Origin of the sequence: uncultured Turicibacter sp., assembly GCF_938044715.1 — a bacterium.
Lineage (GTDB): Bacteria > Bacillota_I > Bacilli_A > MOL361 > Turicibacteraceae > Turicibacter > Turicibacter sanguinis.
In genome coordinates this window covers 59,706-81,510 of the sequence record NZ_CALIOS010000147.1, presented here as the reverse complement: position 1 = coordinate 81,510, position 21,805 = coordinate 59,706, and the positions used below count along the sequence as shown (strand labels likewise).

16 protein-coding genes and 1 riboswitch are annotated in these 21,805 nt (G+C 34.0%); of the genes, 5 read left to right on the top strand and 11 right to left on the bottom strand.

The features are described from left to right. Positions 1-1,971 (top strand): FAD-dependent oxidoreductase (locus QWC74_RS14425; protein ID WP_288994279.1); only part of this gene is annotated, 1,971 nt, incomplete at its 5' end. Between the two features lie 264 nt (positions 1,972-2,235). Here QWC74_RS14425 and adhE read toward each other — a convergent pair. Then, the gene (gene adhE, locus QWC74_RS14420; protein WP_006783704.1) at positions 2,236-4,869 is read right to left on the bottom strand and encodes a bifunctional acetaldehyde-CoA/alcohol dehydrogenase; all 2,634 of its coding nucleotides are present in this window, start codon (positions 4,867-4,869) and stop codon (positions 2,236-2,238) included. A gap of 287 nt (positions 4,870-5,156) precedes the next feature. Here adhE and QWC74_RS14415 point away from each other — a divergent pair, with 287 nt between their 5' ends. Beyond that, the gene (locus tag QWC74_RS14415) at positions 5,157-7,139 is read left to right on the top strand and encodes a penicillin-binding transpeptidase domain-containing protein (protein WP_006783703.1); all 1,983 of its coding nucleotides are present in this window, start codon (positions 5,157-5,159) and stop codon (positions 7,137-7,139) included. 66 nt (positions 7,140-7,205) lie between these two features. Here QWC74_RS14415 and QWC74_RS14410 read toward each other — a convergent pair whose 3' ends face one another. The 7 genes from QWC74_RS14410 to QWC74_RS14380 form a co-directional block, all read right to left on the bottom strand. Beyond that, complete coding sequence (locus tag QWC74_RS14410; RefSeq protein ID WP_230321621.1) at positions 7,206-8,549, bottom strand: alpha-L-fucosidase; 1,344 nt, start codon at positions 8,547-8,549, stop codon at positions 7,206-7,208. A 178-nt stretch (positions 8,550-8,727) separates the two neighbouring features. Next, positions 8,728-10,485, bottom strand: a complete 1,758-nt coding sequence (locus QWC74_RS14405) for a 1-deoxy-D-xylulose-5-phosphate synthase (RefSeq protein WP_155222885.1) — start codon at positions 10,483-10,485, stop codon at positions 8,728-8,730. Positions 10,486-10,913: 428 nt separating this feature from the next. Beyond that, positions 10,914-11,270: an ester cyclase gene (locus QWC74_RS14400; protein WP_006783700.1), complete on the bottom strand. Its 357-nt coding sequence runs from the start codon at positions 11,268-11,270 to the stop codon at positions 10,914-10,916. 180 nt (positions 11,271-11,450) lie between these two features. After that, positions 11,451-12,986: a glutamine-hydrolyzing GMP synthase gene (guaA, locus tag QWC74_RS14395; RefSeq protein ID WP_006783699.1), complete on the bottom strand. Its 1,536-nt coding sequence runs from the start codon at positions 12,984-12,986 to the stop codon at positions 11,451-11,453. Between the two features lie 152 nt (positions 12,987-13,138). After that, on the bottom strand, positions 13,139-14,434 hold the full coding sequence (locus tag QWC74_RS14390) for an NCS2 family permease (RefSeq protein WP_006783698.1): 1,296 nt from the start codon (positions 14,432-14,434) through the stop codon (positions 13,139-13,141). A gap of 213 nt (positions 14,435-14,647) precedes the next feature. After that, positions 14,648-14,749, bottom strand: a riboswitch (purine riboswitch). 147 nt (positions 14,750-14,896) lie between these two features. Further along, positions 14,897-15,544 carry a VanZ family protein gene (locus QWC74_RS14385; RefSeq protein ID WP_006783697.1) on the bottom strand — a complete coding sequence of 216 codons (648 nt, stop codon included), beginning with the start codon at positions 15,542-15,544 and terminating at the stop codon, positions 14,897-14,899. Between the two features lie 11 nt (positions 15,545-15,555). Further along, the gene (locus QWC74_RS14380; protein ID WP_006783696.1) at positions 15,556-16,005 is read right to left on the bottom strand and encodes an RDD family protein; all 450 of its coding nucleotides are present in this window, start codon (positions 16,003-16,005) and stop codon (positions 15,556-15,558) included. 213 nt (positions 16,006-16,218) lie between these two features. Between QWC74_RS14380 and QWC74_RS14375 the strand changes: the two genes are divergently transcribed. Next, on the top strand, positions 16,219-17,259 hold the full coding sequence (locus tag QWC74_RS14375; RefSeq protein WP_006783695.1) for a M42 family metallopeptidase: 1,041 nt from the start codon (positions 16,219-16,221) through the stop codon (positions 17,257-17,259). A gap of 45 nt (positions 17,260-17,304) precedes the next feature. Here QWC74_RS14375 and dusB read toward each other — a convergent pair whose 3' ends face one another. From dusB to QWC74_RS14360, 3 genes are all read right to left on the bottom strand, one after another. Next, on the bottom strand, positions 17,305-18,315 hold the full coding sequence (gene dusB / locus QWC74_RS14370) for a tRNA dihydrouridine synthase DusB (RefSeq protein ID WP_006783694.1): 1,011 nt from the start codon (positions 18,313-18,315) through the stop codon (positions 17,305-17,307). Positions 18,316-18,804: 489 nt separating this feature from the next. Then, on the bottom strand, positions 18,805-19,767 hold the full coding sequence (locus QWC74_RS14365) for a calcium/sodium antiporter (RefSeq protein WP_006783693.1): 963 nt from the start codon (positions 19,765-19,767) through the stop codon (positions 18,805-18,807). Between the two features lie 40 nt (positions 19,768-19,807). Next, complete coding sequence (locus QWC74_RS14360) at positions 19,808-20,377, bottom strand: manganese efflux pump MntP family protein (RefSeq protein WP_006783692.1); 570 nt, start codon at positions 20,375-20,377, stop codon at positions 19,808-19,810. Positions 20,378-20,781: 404 nt separating this feature from the next. On the opposite strand from QWC74_RS14360, the gene QWC74_RS14355 reads away from it, so the two are divergent. After that, positions 20,782-21,009: a DUF1659 domain-containing protein gene (locus QWC74_RS14355; protein WP_006783691.1), complete on the top strand. Its 228-nt coding sequence runs from the start codon at positions 20,782-20,784 to the stop codon at positions 21,007-21,009. 38 nt (positions 21,010-21,047) lie between these two features. Continuing rightward, positions 21,048-21,290 (top strand): DUF2922 domain-containing protein, encoded by a 243-nt coding sequence (locus QWC74_RS14350; RefSeq protein ID WP_006783690.1) that lies wholly within the window; start codon positions 21,048-21,050, stop codon positions 21,288-21,290. The last annotated feature ends 515 nt before the right edge of the window (positions 21,291-21,805 follow it).

Below are 21,805 nucleotides of genomic sequence, written 5' to 3'. Positions count from 1 at the left end.
ATTGATAAAATCAAAAATTTAAAAATCGAAATGATTTGTAATGGACATGGCCCTGTGCTTGATACTCGCATTGATGAAATCATTAATACATACAAAACATGGTCAACGGCACCACAAAAAGCCCATCATAAAAAAGTAGTCGTCCCTTATGTATCAGCTTATGGTTATACTGGGGAACTTGCCGAAGCTATCGTCAAAGGAATCCAAGAAGTAGACCCATCTATCGACGTTGTAATGTATAACTTAGATATCTTAAATTATCCACAGAAAAAAGATGAAATCTTAGCAGCATTCGCTGATGCAGATGGGATTTTATTCGGAACATGTACAATCAATGGAGACGCACTTCCTATCATTTGGGACTTAGCAATCAATTTAAATCCAATCGTTCACGGTGGAAAAGTGGTATCATGCTTTGGATCTTATGGTTGGAGCGGTGAAGGTGTGGATAATATTATGGACCGTCTACATCAATTACGTATGAAAGTATTAGATGGATTCAAAATTAAATTCCGTGCATCGGATCGCGAAACAAAAGATGCTATCGATTATGGTAAATTATTTGCTAAATGCTTAATCGAAGGAAAAGTTCCTGCTCGAAAAAAAGCCGGAGCTACAAATACAGAAGACTTAAATCCAAGTGGAAAAGTTGTTTTATGGCGTTGCGTCATCTGTGGAGAAGTTTATCCTGGTGTATTACCTCCTGAAGTTTGTCCTGCTTGTGGAGTTGGTGCTGACTTATTCGAGCAATATGAAGAAGAAGTTATCACATTCAATTCAACTAAAGAAGAAAACTTCGTTATCGTTGGTAGTGGTGTAGCAGCAGTAAGTGCTGCAAATGCAATCCGTGCTCGTAATGAGGTAGCATCTATTACATTAATCAGTAAAGAGGCAAGCTATCCATACTACCGCCCTGCTTTATCTGATTTAATTGTTAAAGATGTACCGACTGAAGAATTCTACTTAAATCCTGAAGCGTATTACGCTGAAAAAAATATCACATTAAAATTAAGTACAACTGTTGAGTCATTAGATGCTACTAACAAATCACTTGTATTATCTGATGGAATTACAATGTCTTACGATAAATTAATCTTAGCAACTGGATCATCTAACTTTATCCCACCTATCAAAGGAGCAAATGCAGAAGGTGTGTTCAGCATTAAAGATAAAGAAGATGCATTAGCGTTACGTGAATACGCTAAAGGAAAATCTAAAGCTGTTATTATTGGTGGTGGAGTTTTAGGACTTGAAGCAGCTGATGCGTTACAAGAACTTGGATTACAAATCACAGTTATTGAAGCAGCCCCACGCATTATGCCACGTCAATTAGAAGAATCTGCATCAGCATTCATGCAAAATATTTTAGCTACTAAAAACATTAACCTAATTACTGAAGCATCTGCTCAAGAAATTGTAGCAAACAGCAATAAAGTAACAGGTGTTAAAGTTAACAATGAATTAATTGAAGCAGATTTAGTCGTTATCAGCGTTGGAGTTCGTGCAAATACAGGGTTAGCTGTGTCTGCTAACATTACTGTTGATCGTGGAATCGTTGTTAACGAAAACATGCAAACATCAGTTGCTGACATTTATGCTTGTGGTGATGTAGCACAGTTTGAAGGTATTTCAACAAACCTTTGGGCCCCAGCCATTGAACAAGGTAAAGTTGCCGGTACTAATGCTGTTGGTGATGTGGCAACATTCGCTAATCAAGTTGAACCATTATCATTAATTGCCTTTGATACAGAAATGTTCTCAGTGGGAACATATCCAACAGAAAACATGGAATCTTACCAAGTGATGATGGATTCAAATCCAGCAACAGGATTATTCAAAAAATTATACTTCAAAGATAATCACTTAGTTTATGGTGTCTTATTCAAAGATATCTCTAAAGCAAATGTTGTATTAAATGGAGTTCGTCAAGGTCATGACTATCAGACAGTGATGAGCAAAATGTTTAACTAATAAATAAAAAGACTCTAGAACCTCATCGTCCTAGAGTCTTTTTATTACTATTTATTGATGCAGTATAGTGACTTATTATTTTTCATCAATTTTTCTTAAAATCCTAATATAATTTTTTAATATATCCTCACCTTGACATAATAATCTGAAATTTATTTTACCCCACCGTACAATTCCTTTTTTCTTTAGTCATTATAAATGTTAGTAAACTTCATTTAAAAATTTTAATAATAAAAAAAGAGCCGCTTGGCTCTTTTTTTATTATTAAAATTTGCTTTCATAGTCATAGATTGTACGTAAAATAGCTTCCATATCATGTACCATTGGCATTCTTGGATTAGCTGGTGTACATTGGTCCTCGTAAGCATTCATTGCCATACGATGTACTGATTCTTCCCAAGCATCAGCATCAATTCCTTGAGATTTAATATTACAAGGAACTCCAACTTTTTTACATAACTCTTCGCAGGCATCTGCAAACATCTCTACCCCTTCAGCTGGAGTTTTTGGATTTAATCCAATTAATTGAGCTAACTCCATGTATTTAATATCTGCTTTATAATTTTCAATTTTTGGCCAGATATTTAATTTTGTTGGAATCGTTCCGTTATAGCGGATTACGTGTGGTAATAAGATTCCGTTTGTACGTCCATGAGGAACGTGCCATTCTCCACCGATTTTGTGGGCTAATGAGTGATTCATTCCAAGGAATGCGTTGGCAAATGCCATCCCTGCAATCGTTCCAGCATTATGCATTTTTTCTCGTGCTTCAGGATCATTTTTTCCATTCTTAACTGAACGTTCTAAATAATCGAACACTAATTTAACAGCTTGTTTTGCTAATCCATCTGTAAAATCAGACGCTAAAATTGAAACATATGCTTCAATCGCATGTGTTAAAACATCAATTCCCGTATCAGAAGCAATCGATGCTGGCATACTCATTGCGAATTCTGGATCAACAATGGCAACAGTTGGCGTTAATGAATAGTCCGTTAATGGATATTTTTTATTAGCCGCTTTGTCTGTAATAACCGCAAATGGAGTTACTTCAGATCCCGTTCCAGATGTCGTTGGGATACAAATTAAGCTTGCTTTTTTACCGAGCTCTGGGAATTTAAAGGCACGTTTTCTAATATCCATGAATTTTTGTTTAATATCATCAAAGTTTACTTCAGGATGTTCATACATTAGCCACATAACTTTTGCAGCATCCATTGAAGATCCTCCACCTAATGCGATAATCGTATCAGGTTGGAATTTTCTCATTAATTCAACACCTTCATTAACTGTGTCGATACTTGGATCTGGTTCTACATCAAAGAATAATTCTAAATCAACTTTATTACGACGTCTTCTAATCACATCTTCAATTTTTGCAACGTAACCAAGATTATACATTCCTCTATCCGTGATAATCATGGCTTTTTCCATTTCCTTCATATCTCTTAAATATTTAATTGAATTTTTTTCAAAATAAACTTTAGGAGGAAGCTTTACCCATTGCATATTATTGTTACGGCGCCCGATGCGTTTAATATTTAGCAAGTTAATTGCACTCACGTTGTTAGAGACCGAATTGTGCCCATAAGATCCGCACCCTAAAGTCAAAGAAGGAATGAACGCATTATATACTGAACCAATCCCACCAAATGTCGATGGTGCATTTTCAATCACACGAATAGCTTTACATTTTAATCCAAATTGAACTGTAATATCATGATCTTGCGTATGAATCGCAGCTGAATGTCCAAGCCCGTTAAATTCAACCATTGCTGCCGATTTTTCGATTCCATCTTCCGTAGACGTCGCTTTTAACACCGCTAAAACTGGGGATAACTTTTCGCGTGTTAAAGGCTCGTTAGGTCCTACTTCTTGACACTCAGCACAAATAATTTGAGTATCTTCAGGCACAACAAATCCAGCTTGCTGTGCAATCCATGTTACAGGTTTACCAACTACAGCAGGATTTAAGTGAGCATCATTTACATGATCACTATAAGCCGTGCATCCAAACATATAATTTTCTAATTTTGCTTTCTCTTCTTCATTAGCAAAATAAACTTTAAAACGGCACATTTCATCTTTAAAATCTTGATAAATTTCTTCATCAACAATGGCTGCTTGCTCAGAAGCACAAATCATTCCATTATCAAATGACTTAGATAACACGATATCATTGACTGCACGTTTTAATACACAAGTTTTCTCAACATAGGCTGGCACATTTCCTGCCCCTACGCCAAGTGCTGGTTTTCCACATGAATAGGCGGCTTTAACCATCGCGTTACCACCTGTTGCTAAAATCGTTGCAATTCCTTTATGATTCATCAATGCAGATGTAGCGTACATTGAACGCATTCCTAACCATTGAATACAATCCTCAGGTGCTCCAGCAGCAATCGCCGCATCACGGATGACAGTCGCTGCTTGAACAGAACATTCATAAGCAGATGGATGGAATGAGAAAATAATTGGATTTCGTGTTTTTAATGCAATTAATGATTTAAAAATAACCGTAGACGTTGGATTTGTTGTTGGAATAATTCCACAAATCACTCCGACAGGTTCTGCAATTTCAGTAATTCCAGTTAGCGGATCTTCACTAATAATCCCCACTGTTTTTAAATGACGGAGGTTGCTCGTTACATACTCACAGGCAAATAAGTTTTTAACTGCCTTATCTTCAAAAACTCCACGCCCAGTTTCTTTAACAGCTGCTTCAGCTAACACACCATGTTGATCAAGCCCTGCAACTGAACATTTCGCTACAATATAATCCACAGTTTCTTGATTGAAAGATTCAAATTTTTCTAAAGCTACTAGTGCCTTTTGAACTAACTCATCGACATGAACATCAATTTCTTCATTAGTCCATTCCATCTTTTGTTCACTCATTATTCAAATTCCTCCCCATTTAAAATTTATATCTTATGCTACTACTATCCTTAGTATCAACAAGTCCTATATACTAAGCTCGATTCTTAAAATCTAAGAATCTATCTTACTGTCTATACAGATGTATTATAAAATTTCAAAAATTATTCCTGATTAATTCACTTTCTTATAGAAAAACGTTTTACTTTTTTTTATATTTAAATATTTTTTGTCTAAGGTACTATTCCTATGCTCATAACAAATATAATGATATGATTTCCATAATAAGGATGAAAAGAGGGATTGAAATGAAAAAGGTATTAGCAATCGTATTACTGTTTGTTACAATACTAGCTGGCTGTTCATCAAATGAAGTTTATTTACTATTCTCAAGCTTTGATGAAAAGTTGGTAAATAAAGATTTTGAAGGGTTATATCTTTTACTGAGTAGTGAATCACAGGCTGCCATCACCCAAGAAGAGTTTGTCACAAGATATAATAATATCTATTCTGGAATTGAGGCTAGCAACTTAAAAACTGAGATGGGAGAAATCGATACTGAAAATGAAGTAATCCCCTTCTCACTAACAATGGATACCGTAGCTGGAAACTTCTCGTCATCTGACTATGAACTTCCATATATCAAAGAAAATGGGGAATTAAAAATTTTATGGTCTGAAGCCTTAATCTTTCCGATGATGGAAAGTGGTGATAAAGTTCGCGTCGTGACGAAAAGTTCAACGCGCGGGAGTATTTTAGATCGAAACGGTGAAGCGTTAGCATCTGATGGAACATTAAAAATCATCGGAATTCATCCTGCTGAGTTTGACGATAATAATCGAGAAAGTAAAATTTCAGAGCTTGCTACCCTACTCGATATTGACGAAGATACCATTATAAAAAAACTAGACGCAAACTCAAATCCTGATTACTTTGTTCCAATTGTTACGGTTCTTCCTGGAACTTCACTTATACAATTTTTAAGTAATCGAGAACATGAAGGAATTTTAATTCGAAATACCCAAGGTCGAATCTATAAAAATGAAGAGGCGTTTGGCCGATTATTAGGGTATATTGGTGAAATTACAGCTGAACAATTAGAAGCGGACGAAGAAGGCATTTATACAAGAAATTCTTTAATTGGAAAAGCAGGACTTGAACAAGTTTATGAAGAAACGTTACGTGGAATTGATGGAATGGAAGTTTATATTGAACGAGATGGAACAAATATCGAAACCATTGCTTTAACAGAAGCTCGAAATGGATCTGATATCAAACTTTCAATTGATCCAAATTTACAGGTAAAAATTTATGAAACAATGAATGGTGAAAAAGGTTCAGCCACAGCTGTTGATCCAACAACAGGAGAAATTTTAGCTTTAGTTAGCTCACCTTCTTACAACTCAAATCGTTATACGACTTACATGACAAACAGTGAGAAACAACGTCGCGAAGCCATTAATTATGCAGATGAAGCCAATCGCTTCACTACCCTCTACTCACCTGGATCTACATTTAAATTAATTACTGCGGCAACTGGGCTTGAAAATGGAACTCTTGATCCTCAGGAAATCAAAACAATTGAAGGCTCAGAGTGGCAAAAAGAAAGTTCTTGGGGAAATTACAAAATTCACCGTATCAACGGGCAAACGCAAGTAAGTTTAAAAGAAGCTGTTAAATATTCAGACAATATCTACTTCGCCATGAATGCACTAGCTATTGGAAGTGATGCCTTCATTAAAGGAGCAGAAAAGTTTACAATCGGAACAGAATTAAATATTGGTTATCCCCTTAACACAAGTCAAGTCTCTAATAGTGGAGCACTAAGTAGCGATATCTTGCTTGCCGATAGTGGTTATGGACAAGGACAAGTGATGGTTACAACTTTAAACATGGCACTCGCTTACAGTATGCTATCAAATAACGGAAATATCATGAATCCAAACTTGGTATTAAATGACTCAACAACTCCTACAATCTTAAAAGAATCTATTGTTTCAACTGATCATTTAACGATTCTACAAGACGTCTTTTCTGCAGCTGTTGAAGATAGTGATGGAACCGGTCATCTAGCTAAAATCGATGGTGTAAAACTTGCTGGAAAAACAGGTACAGCTGAAATCAAACAATCTCAAGGTGAAACTGGAAGTGAAAACGGATGGTTCGTTGCAACTGACTTAGATAACTCAAAAATATCAATAGCCGTTGTCGTTGAAGATGTTCAAAACGGTCTTGGGACACTAGGCGTTGTTTCAATGGTCGGAGATATTTTAAAAGCATACTTAAAATAAAGACAAAAAAGCTTAGAAAACCTCACATAGGTAATCTAAGCTTTTTATTATTTTCACTCCACTCACTTACTTAACACGGTATGAACCTGTTGCAACAACCTCTATTTTTTCAATATATGGCTCTTTACGGCATTCGAGGATTTTGATTATTAGATTATCCGTAACTATTGGCTCAAAAATTGCAATTTTTGAAAAACCAATGATTGTCCCCTCATATATTTTATTTTTATCGGAATAAATAAAAAAACACTCAACTCGCTGAGATTTTGTTGTATCTTCTGAAATCCGTATACGGTCAACAGACTGCTTTTCAAAGGTCATTTTTATGTTAAAGCCATCAGTAGAACGTTCAATCTTCACATTATCTATTACTAAGTCATCTTCTTTTTTTATCCACTGTCCCATTTCACGCAAACGTTCAATATCCCTCTCATCAAGCAAACCATTTTTATCAGGGGGAATGTTCAATAGCATAAGCGAGTTATTCCCGACAGAATTATAATAGATTTTCATCAGATGATGAAGCGACTTAGGACTTTGCGTTAAGTGATAAAACCATCCTTCACGAATTGAAACATCTACCTCAGCAGGATACCACATAAATTCATCAAAATGACTTAAGAATTCACGTGATCCCATATCAGGCAACATAATATCTTGGCAACGCTGTTGAAATTTCTTCATATCATGGTCTGTCTGACAATTTGCTACAAAATTCTGTTGTTCATATTGAAATTTTGGAACGACATTCCATTCACTTTCACGAGTTTTTCCACTTTCATTCCCTATCCAACGAACATCAGGAGCACAACCTGACATCACAATATCAGGTTGTAATTCAATTGCTGTAGTCCAAATACGTTCAAAATCATATTTTTGAACTGGCTTACCATCTTCTTTGGCACCACATGCACCATCTAACCAAAGCATAAATATTTCACCGTAATTAGTTAATAGTTCTGTTAACTGTTTGATATAAAAATCATTATACTCAGGAGTTCCATAACAATCTGCATTTCTATCCCACGGAGAAAGATAAACCCCGAATTTAAGTCCATATTTTTTACAGCTATTCGCAACCTCCTGTACGACATCTCCCTCACCGTTTTTATAAGGACTATTTTTAATTGAGTACTCTGTTGTTTGGGTTGGCCACAAACAAAATCCATCATGGTGCTTGCAAGTTAAGATAATCCCTTTCATTCCCGCATCAGCAATCGCACGACACCACTGATCCGTATCTTGATTTTTAGGATTAAATAAACTTTCTTCCTCCCTGCCATTTCCCCATTCTTTATCCGTAAACGTGTTGATACCGTAATGAATGAAGGCATAGTATTTCATTTCCTGAATGATGAGCTGACGATGATTGGGAACTATACTAGTATACATGTCCAATCTGTGATCCAAAGTAATCTCCCCTTATAAAATATTAGAATCATCTTAATAGTACTGCCATATAACGTATTGTTGAAAGTGTAAAAATTCAAGAATAACTCGTTATTTTACTGTATTTAAAACTAAAAAATGTACGCTATGGAATAGACTTTTTACATTGTCTATCCTATAGCGTACATACTAATTTCTTTTATAACAGTCTTTTGATATCTTCTACAATCAAATCTTCTCTTAGGCGGTATCGTTCATATAATAGGTTAATATCCTCACGATCCGTAAATTCTTTTGTTGCACCGTAATTTAAAACTTTCATCTCTTTATCCGCGTAGAATCTTGAGATTTTTTCACCAAATCCACCATCAAGAACACCGTCTTCTAGTGTCACGATTATCTGATGATTAGCTAATAATTGTGTCAGTAAAGCTTCGTCAATTCCACTAGCAAAACGAGGATTGATTAACGTTGCCTCGATACCTGTTATAGATTTTAACTTTTCTTGAACGTTTTGACCTAATGTATAAAATGAGCCTAATGCTAAAATAGCAACCTTGCTTCCATCATTCATTTTTTGATAACAATTTAGTTGACTGAAGTTAGGTGCAACCTCTTCTTTTGTCGAAATAACAGGACCTCCAGGTACTCGCACCACAACCGGATGCTCATTTTGTTCAAGTCCCCATTCTACCATGGCTAGATATTCTTCCTTAGTCGTAGGAGCTAGATAAACGATATTTGGAATATTTGAGACAAGCGCAATATCAAATACACCTAAATGAGTAACATCAGCCGAAGAAATTCCGCTACCAAATACTAAAATCAGCGCAGGATTATTATTGATGGCTAAATCTTGAGACAATTGGTCATATGTTCGTTGAATGAATGAGCTGTAAAGACCAAGAACAGGTTTTGCACCTTGAGAGGCTAATCCTGATGCTAGCGCAACGGCATGTTCTTCTGCAATTCCAACATCCATAAATTGTTCAGGGAATTCATATCTAAACTTATTTAATCCTACAACCCCTGGTGTTCCAGCTGTAATCGCAATGACTTTTTCATCTGTTTTAGCTTTCTCACATAAGAAATTATCTATAATTTGACCATAGTTTTCACCATTGAAACTGTAAAGTTGTTTCCCCGTCTCTAAATTAAACGGTCCTACATAATGGAAACCTTCTTTATTTGATTCTGATGGTTTATATCCTTTTCCTTTGACCGTATACATATGAATGACAACAGGTTTCTCGGTATCTTTTACTTCTGAGAATACATTAATTAAAGCATCAATATCATGACCATTTGGAACAAAGCGATAATCAAATCCAAGTGATTTAAAGAAGTTATTTTCACAGGTTCCATTCGATTGACGAAGTTCAGCTAAGTTTTTATATAAACCACCATGGTTGACAGCAATCGACATATCATTATCATTTACTAAGATAATCATATTTTTACCTGAGGCAGCAGCATTATTTAAACCTTCATAGGCTTCACCACCACTTAACGAACCATCTCCAATAACTGCAATAATATTTTCTTTTTCACCTTTAACATCGCGCGCTTTGGCAAGACCGCACACCAAACTAATAGAAGTCGAGGTATGACCTACTGTAAAGAAATCATGTTCACTTTCTTTAGGTGAGCTATATCCTGTAATTGATGCAAATTGCTCAGGATCAATAAATCCATGTTTTCTTCCTGTTAAAATTTTATGTGGGTAACATTGATGTGAGACATCATATACAATTTTATCCACAGGTGAATTAAAAACATAATGCATTGCAATCGTTGCCTCTACCATTCCTAGATTCGGACCAAAATGCCCGCCTGTTTGACTCACCTTTTCTATAATAACTTGTCTAATTTCATCCGCTAATAATGGTAAGTCTTCCTGATTAAGCGCCTTTAAATCTTTTGGCGAATTTATACGATTTAAAATATTTAACTCCATTTAATTTCCTCCTTTATGTTTTCCTCAATCTCGAAGGATTTAGTTAATAAACAATGATTTACATCCCTGTCTTATCCTATTTTACTTTGAACCCTCTACAAAGAAAGTATCACCTATTCTTAACTTTAATATCCATCTGAAAGAGAGTATAACACCTGAAGTAAACTCTAACGCAATAGTGAAAATTAAATTTTTCAAAATAAGAAAAAGCTCCCTATAATAAGGAGCTTTTCGTTAATCTATTGTTTCTTTAACAGGCTTCTCTTCACTAACATAAGAATCTACCACATTTTCAAATTTCTTTATTTCTTCAATCATTAAGGTAGATGACGTTTGGTATTCTTTTTTCCCTGATAGACATCTCCTTCTTCTTTATACGCTATTTAAACCCTTTTATCAACTATCAACTTTGCATATCCTTTAAATAACTAAATTTGCTCTTCTAATAGTAGAACTTCAATCTCTTTATCAGGCCAATACCCCCACGATTCAACAATTTTACCATTAACAACTTTAAAGTTTTCCAATGCTTCAAAGCTGATTGTTTTATGTGTTGCACTAATTCCCATATACTCGCCAATATGTTTAGCCTCGTACCGAACTCTCGTTGCCACCTGTTCATTTTCTGCAAAAACGTCTAGTATTTCTATCTTAAGATTATCAAATATGTTAGCAATAATTTTTAAAATATTAACTGCATCATGATTACTTCTAGCTGACGCTGGACTATGATCAATATAATCTTCACTTAAAATTTTTAAGACATACTCATAATTCTTCTTCACATACCCTTCAATAAAAAAGCGATGACTATTTCTTTTTCACTCACTTACAACTTCAACTCCTCTCCTTCTTTATAAATTTATGTACTTAAAATTGATTCTTTACTTCTTAATTTATTATTTATTCCTTATAAAAAAAGCTTGGAAAAACTTTAAAATAAAGGTTCTCCAAGCTTTATAATATTATTCCCACTCAATTGTTGCAGGCGGTTTAGATGTAATGTCATACACTACGCGGTTAACGTGTGCGACTTCGTTTACGATACGAACAGAGATTTTTTGTAAAACATCAAATGGGATACGTGCCCAATCTGAAGTCATACCATCAATTGACGTTACGGCACGAACAACAACCGTATGGTCATATGTACGCTCATCTCCCATTACCCCAACTGATTTAATGTTAGGTAACGCAGTGAAATATTGCCATACATCGCGTTCAAGTCCTGCTTTTTTGATTTCTTCACGTAAAATGAAATCTGACTCACGAACGATTTCTAATTTCTCTTCTGTCACTTCACCTAAAACACGAATTCCAAGACCAGGTCCAGGGAATGGTTGACGGAAGACAATTTCTTCTGGTAATCCAAGCTCAAGTCCTAATTGACGAACTTCATCTTTGAATAAAGTGTTCAGCGGTTCAATTAATTCGAACTCCATATCTTCAGGTAATCCCCCTACGTTATGGTGTGATTTAATTGTTTGAGCTGTATCAGTACCAGATTCAATAATATCTGTATAAAGAGTTCCTTGTGCTAAGAACTTCATGTCTTTTAATTTAGCAGATTCTTCATCAAAGCAATAAACAAACTCATTACCAATAATTTTACGTTTTTGCTCAGGATCAGAAACACCTTTTAATTTATTTAAGAAACGTTCTTGTGCATCAATTTTGATGAAGTTCATATTGAATTTTCCATCAAATGTTTCAACAACACTTTCCGCTTCTCCTTTACGAAGTAATCCATGATCAACGAACATACATGTTAATTGATCTCCGATAGCACGGTGAATTAATGCTGCAACAACAGATGAATCAACCCCACCACTTAAGGCACATAATACATTTTCAGATCCAACTTGAGCGCGGATTTTTTCTACTTGCTCATCAATGAAGTTTTTCATTGACCAGTTAGCCTCTGCACCACAAACATTAAAGATAAAGTTCTTTAAAATTTGTGAACCATACACTGAGTGTTGTACTTCAGGATGGAATTGAACTAAATAAATGTTACGTTCTTCATTTGAAGCTGCTGCAATTGGACATGAATCGCTGCTAGCATCAACAACAAATCCTTCTGGTAACTTTGTTACATGATAACCATGACTCATCCATACCACTTGTTCTTGTGGCATATCTTGATATAATTTATTCACATTTTTAATTGTGATTTCTGCTTTTCCATACTCACGTTGTTCAGCACGTTCTACTACTCCACCGTGCATATGAGTTGTTAATTGCATTCCGTAGCAAATCCCTAAAATCGGTAATCCTAAGTTAAAGATTTCAGGATCAACTGTAAATGCACCTTCTTTTGTGACACTATTAGGACTTCCACTGAAGATAATTCCTTTAACATTTGGCATTTGCTTGATTTCTGCTGCCGTTAACTTATGTGATTTTAATTCACTATATACTCCGAATTCACGAATACGGCGAGTAATTAACTGATTATATTGACTACCAAAGTCTAATACAATAACCTCATCATGTTGCATATGTCCTTCACCTCTTTTTACTAGTTTGTTTTTTGCTTCGATATTTTATAGGATGACCGCCTAAAAATTTCTTATTTAAGATTATATAGTAAAAAATGAACTTTTGTCACCCTCATTATGACAAAATGTTCATTTTTTCTACTATAAGTTACTTACTGCATGATGAAATGTAATAGGAAAATAACTGCTAATCCCCACATAACTGGATGAACTTCTTTAGAACGACGTGCTGCTACCATCATGATTGGATATAATAAGAACCCTGATGCAATCCCTTCAGCGATTGAATATCCAAGTACCATCATAATAATAGTTACGAATGCTGGAATTGATGTCTCGATGTTTTTCCACTCAATGTCACCTAAAGAAGAAGCCATTAAAATACCTACAACAATTAAGGCTGGTGCTGTTACAGCTGAAGTAACAACTGATAATAAGCCTGAGCAGAATAACATAATTAAGAAACATAATGCAGTAAAGACTGAAGTTAATCCAGTACGTCCACCCGCTTCAACTCCTGTTAATGATTCAACGAAAGAAGTTGTTGAAGATGTTCCTAAAACGGCACCAACAACAGTAGCAGTTGAATCGGCAAGTAATGCTTTATCTCCATCTACTAAATGACCTTTTTCATCTACTAAACCTGCACGTGCTCCAACAGCCATTAAAGTTCCCGCCGTATCAAAGAAATCGACGAATAAGAATGAGAAAATAACTGGAATCATTTCTACTGTGAAAATACTTGGTAAGGCTTCAAATAATGCACCAAATGTTGGTTTTAAAGAAGGAACTGATGCAATAATTTGCGTTGGTAATTCAACCACACCTAAAATCATTCCGACAACAGCTGTCACAATCATACCAATAAAGATAGCTGCTGGTGTTTTACGAACTAATAAAATTAACGTTACAACTAATCCAATTACTGTAATTAATACATTTGGATCTGTGAAATCTCCGATTCCAACTAATGTTGCATCGTTATTAACGATGATTCCTGAATTTTGGAATCCTAAAAAAGCAATGAAAAATCCGATTCCTGTTCCAACAGCATGTTTTAACGATGTTGGAATACTATTAATAATTAATTCACGTAACCCAGTTGCTGATAAAATAATGAATAAAATTCCTGAGATAAAGATACCTGCTAAAGCTTGTTGCCAGCTATATCCCATCATTAAAACAACGGTATAAGAGAAGAATGCATTCATTCCCATCCCTGGAGCAAGTGCTACTGGGAAGTTAGCGAATAATCCCATAATTAATGTTCCAATAGATGCTGCTAAAATTGTTGCTGTAAAGACAGCGCCTGTATCCATTCCCGCAGCTCCAAGTGTATTTGGATTAACGAAAATGATGTACGCCATTGATAAGAATGTTGTAACTCCGGCAATAAATTCTTTTGAAACAGTTGTGCCACGTTCTTCTAATTTGAAGAATTTGTTCATGTCGGTACTCCTCCCAATTCTTCTCCTTCTCTCGGCTCGTAAATTAAAAAGGTAAGTATCACGGATCTATCTAATTTCCTACTCCAATGAACAAAGATAGAATGTCCTCCCCCGTAATACTTACCTAAAAAACAAAAGGGACTTCCAGCTAAAAATGCTGAAAGTCCCTACTTATGGTAAATCAGAAATCAAAAAAATAATTGGCCTATTTTCTTAATAACTGATAAAACCCGTAGTCTACTCATTTACGGTGAGTAGGTAGAGACTTTCGGACCATATTTCCGATGATATACGAGAGAAAAGATTCAATTTACTACTTAAATATAAGGTCTATACCTATAAAAGTCAATGATTTTCCACAGAAAATTTACACCTTTTTTGTATTTTATTGTAAAAATGTAAATAATGATTTTTATTTTCATAATTTAAGCTAGTAAAAAAGCGATTATATCTATAATCGCCTCATTCAACGTAAAGAAATATTCTCTTAATTTTGTTAATAACACACCAAATCAATTTTAAGACAATATAAATAAGATATCCCCAAAAAACCCCCAGTGTGTTTACCATTAAATCATCGACATTAAATCCTCGATAAGCATATCCAGTTACTAAGTCGTACGTTAATTGCAAAGATTCTATACATAAAGAGGTCATAAAACCAATTAGTGTTATATTTACTAAATTCCACTTATGCTTTTTAAATAGAATCGGAAAATAAAAACTCAATGGCATTAACAACAAAAAATTCCCGACCGTTGTAATATGAAATAGATTTCCCCATTTCATAAAATCGAATAATTCAAAATTATGTCGTCTCTCAAGTAAAATTCCACATTCAGACTCTCGCTTTAAAATCTCAATATAATTTGGATTAATTGGAATCGGAAAGAAAACTAACCGAATGACATTTAAAACATAAAAAACAAAACTCGTGACTAATAAACACTTCCATATCGAATTCGTACTATTAAATCGGCGATAAAAAAACAAAAAAATCACTGACAAAATAACAGTAACCCAAAAATTAAAGTGAATAACTGATGTTGCCTCTAAATGTTGAATTTGATTATACAACTCTCTTAAATCACTACAAGTTGTTAACATCATCGTTTTTTCCTCTATTTCGTTACTTTGATAACATCTGTTTTCATAACATAATCTTGAAATGCGCGTAACGGTTGTTTACGAATCGATTGATACGTTAATAAAATAGCATTAAAAATAACCACAAATCCTGAAGTCATAGAAGATAATAAAAATTTTAATAAGAAATCACGTTTAAAATAATCACTAACTGTCATTTCCTTTTGGTTTTGTTTTACTTCTTTAATTTTCATGATACGTTTTCCAACTGTTTGCCCGGGCATACGAACTGGAATATAAATAAAATAAATGAATACATAAATAAGTTGTAGCATAATCATCGCTATGACAACTTGTAATCCAAAAGTTTGTCCAGCATTATCGAATGAAATAAAAATAAACTGTGCATTTCCATAGAAGATTAACAATAATAAAATAAAATCAATAAAAAAAGCTACCCCTCTTCGTATTAACATCTCAAACATGCGCATCACTCCTCTAGCCATTTTAAATTTTGTCCTAATGTCCATTGTTTGATTCTTCTATCTCACAAAAATAATTATACATGACAATTGAAAACGCATAAATGAAATAATATTAATTTTTAAAACTTTCCTCATAATTAAAGATAAAAAATTCCAAAATATAGTATAATACGTTACATAGATTTCAAATTAAATTAGAAATGGGGAATAGCGATGAATTTTGATCATTCATATTTTTATTCATTAGCAACAGATATTTTAATGACACCCAGTCCAAGTGGTTATACACAGGCTGTGATTGAAAAAATTGCAACTTATGCAAAAGAATTAGGTTTATCAGCTATTAAATCAAATAAAGGAAATCTAATTGTCACATTTGAAGGATTAGATTCTACAAAAGTTCTTGGACTTTCTGCTCACGTCGATACACTTGGATTGATGGTTCGCTCAATTAGTGCTGATGGAACATTACGCTTAACATCAATTGGTGGAAATCAAATGATGACGCTTCTTGGAGAATACTGCACTGTTCATACCCGTGATGGAAAAGCTTATACCGGAACAATCTTAAGCCTTGCCCCAGCTTCACATGTTTATGAGGATTGTGGTAAAAAAGGGCAAACAGTCGATGAGTTAATGGTTCGTCTTGATGAAGTTGTGCTTTCAAAACAAGATGTTATTGATTTAGGGATTCAAAATGGGGATTTCATCTCAATCGATCCTAAAACCACAATCACAGAAAGTGGGTTCATTAAATCCCGTCACATCGATGACAAAATTAGTGTTGCCATCATCTTTACTGTTTTCAAATCTTTACTAGAAGCAAACATCAAACCTAATCACACGATTCAATTCGTTGTTTCAACATACGAAGAAGTAGGTCATGGAGCAGCTTCATTACCAGCTAACATCACACGTATGATTGCTGTTGATATGGGCTGCATTGGTAAAGATTTATCATGTACAGAATATGACGTCTCAATCTGTGCAAAAGACTCATCAGGTCCTTACGATTATGAAATGACATCGGAGTTAATTGAACTTTCTAAAAAGCATGAATTAGGATATGCTGTTGATATTTATCCATTCTACGGATCAGATGCATCAGCTGCTCTTCGTGCAGGTCATGATATAAAGGCTGCATTAATCGGACCAGGAGTTCATGCTTCCCATGGTGTAGAACGTACTCATATCGATGGATGTGTTAATGTTATGAAATTATTATCTGCTTATCTTACTGAAATTAAATTTTAATTAAAAAGGTGACTCCTAAACTATTAGGGTCACCTTTTTTCTATCCTATTCTTCAACAACTAAACGAGCTGATTTATCTCCATTTAAGTAAGCTTCGTAACGATTTACAATGTCCATCATTTCTTCACGAGTTTTAACAGTTGTAATCATACGTTTAACATGAGTTGCCCCTTCTAATCCTTTGATATACCATGCCATATGTGAACGCATTTCAAGCAATGCTACTTTTTCACATTTTAAGTCAATTAAACGATCCATATGATCAACCGCTAAACGTAATTTTTCATGAGCTGATGGTTCTTCAATTAATTCATCTGTTGCTAAATAATGAACGATTTTTTTCATTAACCATGGGTTTCCAAGTGCGGCACGTCCAATCATAATACCGTCTACACCACTCTCTTCAAGAACACGCTTCGCCATTTCTGGTGAATTAATATCTCCATTTCCGATAACAGGAATCGTCTTAATAGCATCCTTAACATCTTTAATAATTCCCCAGTCAGCTTTTCCTTCATACATTTGAGAACGTGTACGCCCATGAACAGCAATTGCACTTGCTCCGGCTTGCTCAATTTTTAGTGCATTTTCAATCGCATAAATATGTTCTTTATCCCATCCAGTACGCATTTTAACTGTAACTGGCTTTTTAACAACATCCACAACATTTGCCACAATATCATAAATCTTATCGGGTTCAAGTAATAAACGTGCTCCCGCTTCATTTTTAGTAACTTTAGGAACAGGACATCCCATATTAATATCAATAATATCGCAATCACAATTTGCATCTACGTATTTTGCCGCTTCAACAAATGTTTCCTTATCTGATCCGAAAATTTGCATTGATAATGGACGCTCAGCTGGATCAACATAAAGCATATCTAATGTTTTCTTATTTTGATAAACAACCGCTTTATCACTTACCATTTCAGCGTAAATTAATCCCGTTCCCATCTCTTTGATAATCGTACGGAAGGCTGCATTACAAACACCTGCCATTGGTGCTAAAACAACTGGATTATCAATCTCAATTTCTCTAATTTTAAAACTCATATCTTCACCACTTTCCTAAAAGTTTTATATATATAAAATTTCTTATAATCAATCTTCGACAAATCATCATTATACCTTATCCACAACTTTTGTGCAACCAAGATAAAACCGTGTTGCCATGATAAAAAAGTTATCTACTATGCGGTAGTAGATAACTCAATATCCTACATAAAATTAGCAAAAGCAGAAGCGGCAATTATCATAATTAATCCAGCTACTGTACTAGATAACCTACTCATTGTATATTCGATTTATCCAAAATAACTTCTACATTGAAACCAATACAATCAAAGAAAACTTCTATTATTTTTTAACTCATTTATTGGCGCTATCAAATAGTTTAGCTAGTCAATATATTTCCCAAGAAAATAAGATTCTCTTTACATCAAACTTGGGTTTATAGAATTTACTACAGTTAAATCAAACATTTTCTAAAATGGACTTATTATCTTTTACTATTTTACAAAGAAAAAAAGGCTTACGCCTTTTTTAACCTTTCCAAATAACAAAGATCATGTATGCAACATATAAGCAAACAAGGAATGCTCCCTCTTTTTTATTAATACTACGTTTTGATGCTGCAAATCCGTATGTAATAAATGAAGCAGCCATCATAATAAACATATCTAAGAAGACAGCACTGTTAATTGTAATCTCATGGATAAATGATGAAATACCTAATACAAAGAAGATATTAAAGATATTAGATCCAATAACATTTCCTAACGCAATATCACTTTCACCTTTACGTGCAGCTACAATTGAAGTAACTAACTCAGGTAATGAGGTTCCAACCGCAACGATTGTTAAACCAACTAAACTTTGACTCATTCCCCAAGCTAAAGCGATGTTTGAGGCACTATCTACAACTAAATCTCCACCAATTACAATTCCAACAATCCCAATAATTGATAAAAGAATACTTTTTGGCAATGGATAAGATTTAATTTCTTCCTCATCTTCTTGGTCTTTTCCTTCTTTACGTGCTGTTAAAGCTAATTCAATTAAATAATACATGAAAATTCCAAGTAATACTAATAACATAATTCCATCAGCACGTGTTAAAACGTTATCTGTATAATTATGATATTTTGAATCTAACCCTAGAACAATTAAAACAAATGCTCCGAGTAAAGCAAATGGAAACTCTTTTGCAATAATTGACTTCTTAACATTTAGAGGTGAAATAAAGGCTGCGACCCCAACTACCACTAATAAGTTAAAAATATTTGATCCAACAACGTTACCTACTGTAATATCATTAGCACCAGCAAATGCTCCTGTAATACTAACAGCTGCTTCTGGAGCACTTGTTCCAAATGCTACGATGGTTAACCCTATAATTAAACTAGGAATTTTTAAAGTTTTGGCAATAGATGATGCTCCATCAACAAATAAATCTGCTCCCTTGATTAAAAAGATGAATCCAATGACTAATAAAATATAACTCATAAAAAATTCGCACCCTTCTATTAAATTTTCGATTTATTAATTAAGCTAAAACCGTGTGTTCTAAGAAAATACTAACTCCAATCAGAATTAAAATGATTCCCCCAACGATTTCTGCATAATTCTTTAGATATTCTCCTACTTTGTTCCCTATAATAACACCGGCAAAACTAATAACAAATGTAATAACACCAATTAAAGTAATAGATGTCAAAATGTTAACATTTAAAAAGGCAAATGTAACTCCTACTGCTAAAGCATCAATACTTGTTGCAATAGCAAGAACGAGTAAAGAACGAGCATTTAACGGATCAACCTCAACACTATCCTCTTCATCCTCTCCTTTAAATGATTCATATAACATTTTTCCACCAATTAACGTTAATAAAATTAAAGCAATCCAGTGATCAAATGCTGTAATATATTTTTCAAAACTTAACCCAAATAACCATCCAAGTAGCGGCATTAAAGCCTGAAATCCACCGAAGAATAAAGCAACTTTAGCAGCTTGTGGAACAGTTGCCTTTCTTAAGCTAATCCCTTTAGCAATTGAGACTGTAAAAGCATCCATTGCTAAACCAATTGCGACAAAAACTAATGCAATAATACTCATTTTAAACCTCCTATTTTATTGACTCAAATCATAACTCAAAGGTCGGCATAAAAAAAACGAGACCAATGCATAACAAAAAAGTGTTATGCATGAGTCTCGTCATTTAAGATTAAGCCAGAACTAAGTTCGCGTTTTGTTGACTTAACCACACTAAACGTGCCAACTACTCCCTCATCATAAAGTGAGTTATTTAGTTACAACAAGACTATTATATGTTATTTTTACACATAAAATCAACAATATTTGGATACAATTTATATTTATTATTAATTTATGTAAAAAACGATAAAATATGTATTTTTTTTAATAATTACCACACTAAATTTTCTCCTAATCTATATACATGTTGTGAAAAGGTGCTAAGGCCTACACCAATTCAAACTAAAATCTAGGGGGAATAACTTATGAAGGAAAACTTAATTAACCGTAAATTAATGATTTATTTTACAGCAGGTGTCGATGATGATGGGAAAATTATTAACAAAACTAAAACGTTTAATGCGATTCGTCTAGATAGCGAGGAATCAGATCTTGCCATCTTTGCTGATAAATACAGGGTGCTTTCTAATCACATGTATAAAAAAACAGTAGCAGCTGACTACTTTGAAATCTCATTAGCAGATACACTTTAATCTTTATCCACAAAACAAAAATTTAGGGGGAATTTTAGATGATTACAAAATCACTTATTTTAACATGTAAATTTAAAGATAGTTTAGGAAAAGCAAGATCAATTAATATTGATACGCCAAACGAAAATATTACAACAGACCAAATCAATGCTTTTATGCGAGCCACAATTGAGACGAATGTCTTATTAGTTGATGATAATCAGCCTGAAGTGACATTGGCAACCATTGAAGGTGCTGAAATTGTCAACAAAACAGTTGAAAAGCTTGATTTAGCAGAGTAGACAAAAAGCTCTTATCCTTGCGGTAAGAGCTTTTTTATTTCAAAATAAGAGTTAGTTCTTTCAAAAATTACTATCAATTAGGCCATTTATCTATTTTAATCATTTAGCTACTCTCGGTTTTACAATTTTTTAGATAAACAATCAAGTATTTATAAAACAAGATGGCTATGAGATTTTAAGATACAATAAAAATCCATCATCTTTACCATAATCCGAAGTAAAAAAAGATAAACTAACATCCTTTGTATATATTTCAACAAAAGTTATAAGTTTTTCCAAATTACCGACGTAAGCTTCTATTTTTCCCTTTTACTGTTATTTCACTCCCTAATCATAAGGGACCTAAATCAATGGTTATAATCTTTGCCTCTATTCCTGAAGGTTTGTCTGACTATCCTGTCACTGCATAATTACCTCTAAAATGTTTTTCCAAAACCTCAATTTTATCAAGAAGTTCAAGTCTTAAGAGCTATTCGTGATACGCATTGTATAGTTCAAAATCTATAAAAATCCAA

Coding starts and splice junctions, on each gene's coding strand:
- adhE (WP_006783704.1), bottom strand. CDS start 4,869: ATGAGTGAACAAAAGATGGAATGGACTAATGAAGAAATTGATGTTCAT.
- QWC74_RS14415 (WP_006783703.1), top strand. CDS start 5,157: ATGAAAAAGGTATTAGCAATCGTATTACTGTTTGTTACAATACTAGCT.
- QWC74_RS14405 (WP_155222885.1), bottom strand. CDS start 10,485: ATGGAGTTAAATATTTTAAATCGTATAAATTCGCCAAAAGATTTAAAG.
- guaA (WP_006783699.1), bottom strand. CDS start 12,986: ATGCAACATGATGAGGTTATTGTATTAGACTTTGGTAGTCAATATAAT.
- QWC74_RS14390 (WP_006783698.1), bottom strand. CDS start 14,434: ATGAACAAATTCTTCAAATTAGAAGAACGTGGCACAACTGTTTCAAAA.
- QWC74_RS14385 (WP_006783697.1), bottom strand. CDS start 15,544: ATGATGTTAACAACTTGTAGTGATTTAAGAGAGTTGTATAATCAAATT.
- QWC74_RS14380 (WP_006783696.1), bottom strand. CDS start 16,005: ATGTTTGAGATGTTAATACGAAGAGGGGTAGCTTTTTTTATTGATTTT.
- QWC74_RS14375 (WP_006783695.1), top strand. CDS start 16,219: ATGAATTTTGATCATTCATATTTTTATTCATTAGCAACAGATATTTTA.
- dusB (WP_006783694.1), bottom strand. CDS start 18,315: ATGAGTTTTAAAATTAGAGAAATTGAGATTGATAATCCAGTTGTTTTA.
- QWC74_RS14365 (WP_006783693.1), bottom strand. CDS start 19,767: ATGAGTTATATTTTATTAGTCATTGGATTCATCTTTTTAATCAAGGGA.
- QWC74_RS14360 (WP_006783692.1), bottom strand. CDS start 20,377: ATGAGTATTATTGCATTAGTTTTTGTCGCAATTGGTTTAGCAATGGAT.
- QWC74_RS14355 (WP_006783691.1), top strand. CDS start 20,782: ATGAAGGAAAACTTAATTAACCGTAAATTAATGATTTATTTTACAGCA.
- QWC74_RS14350 (WP_006783690.1), top strand. CDS start 21,048: ATGATTACAAAATCACTTATTTTAACATGTAAATTTAAAGATAGTTTA.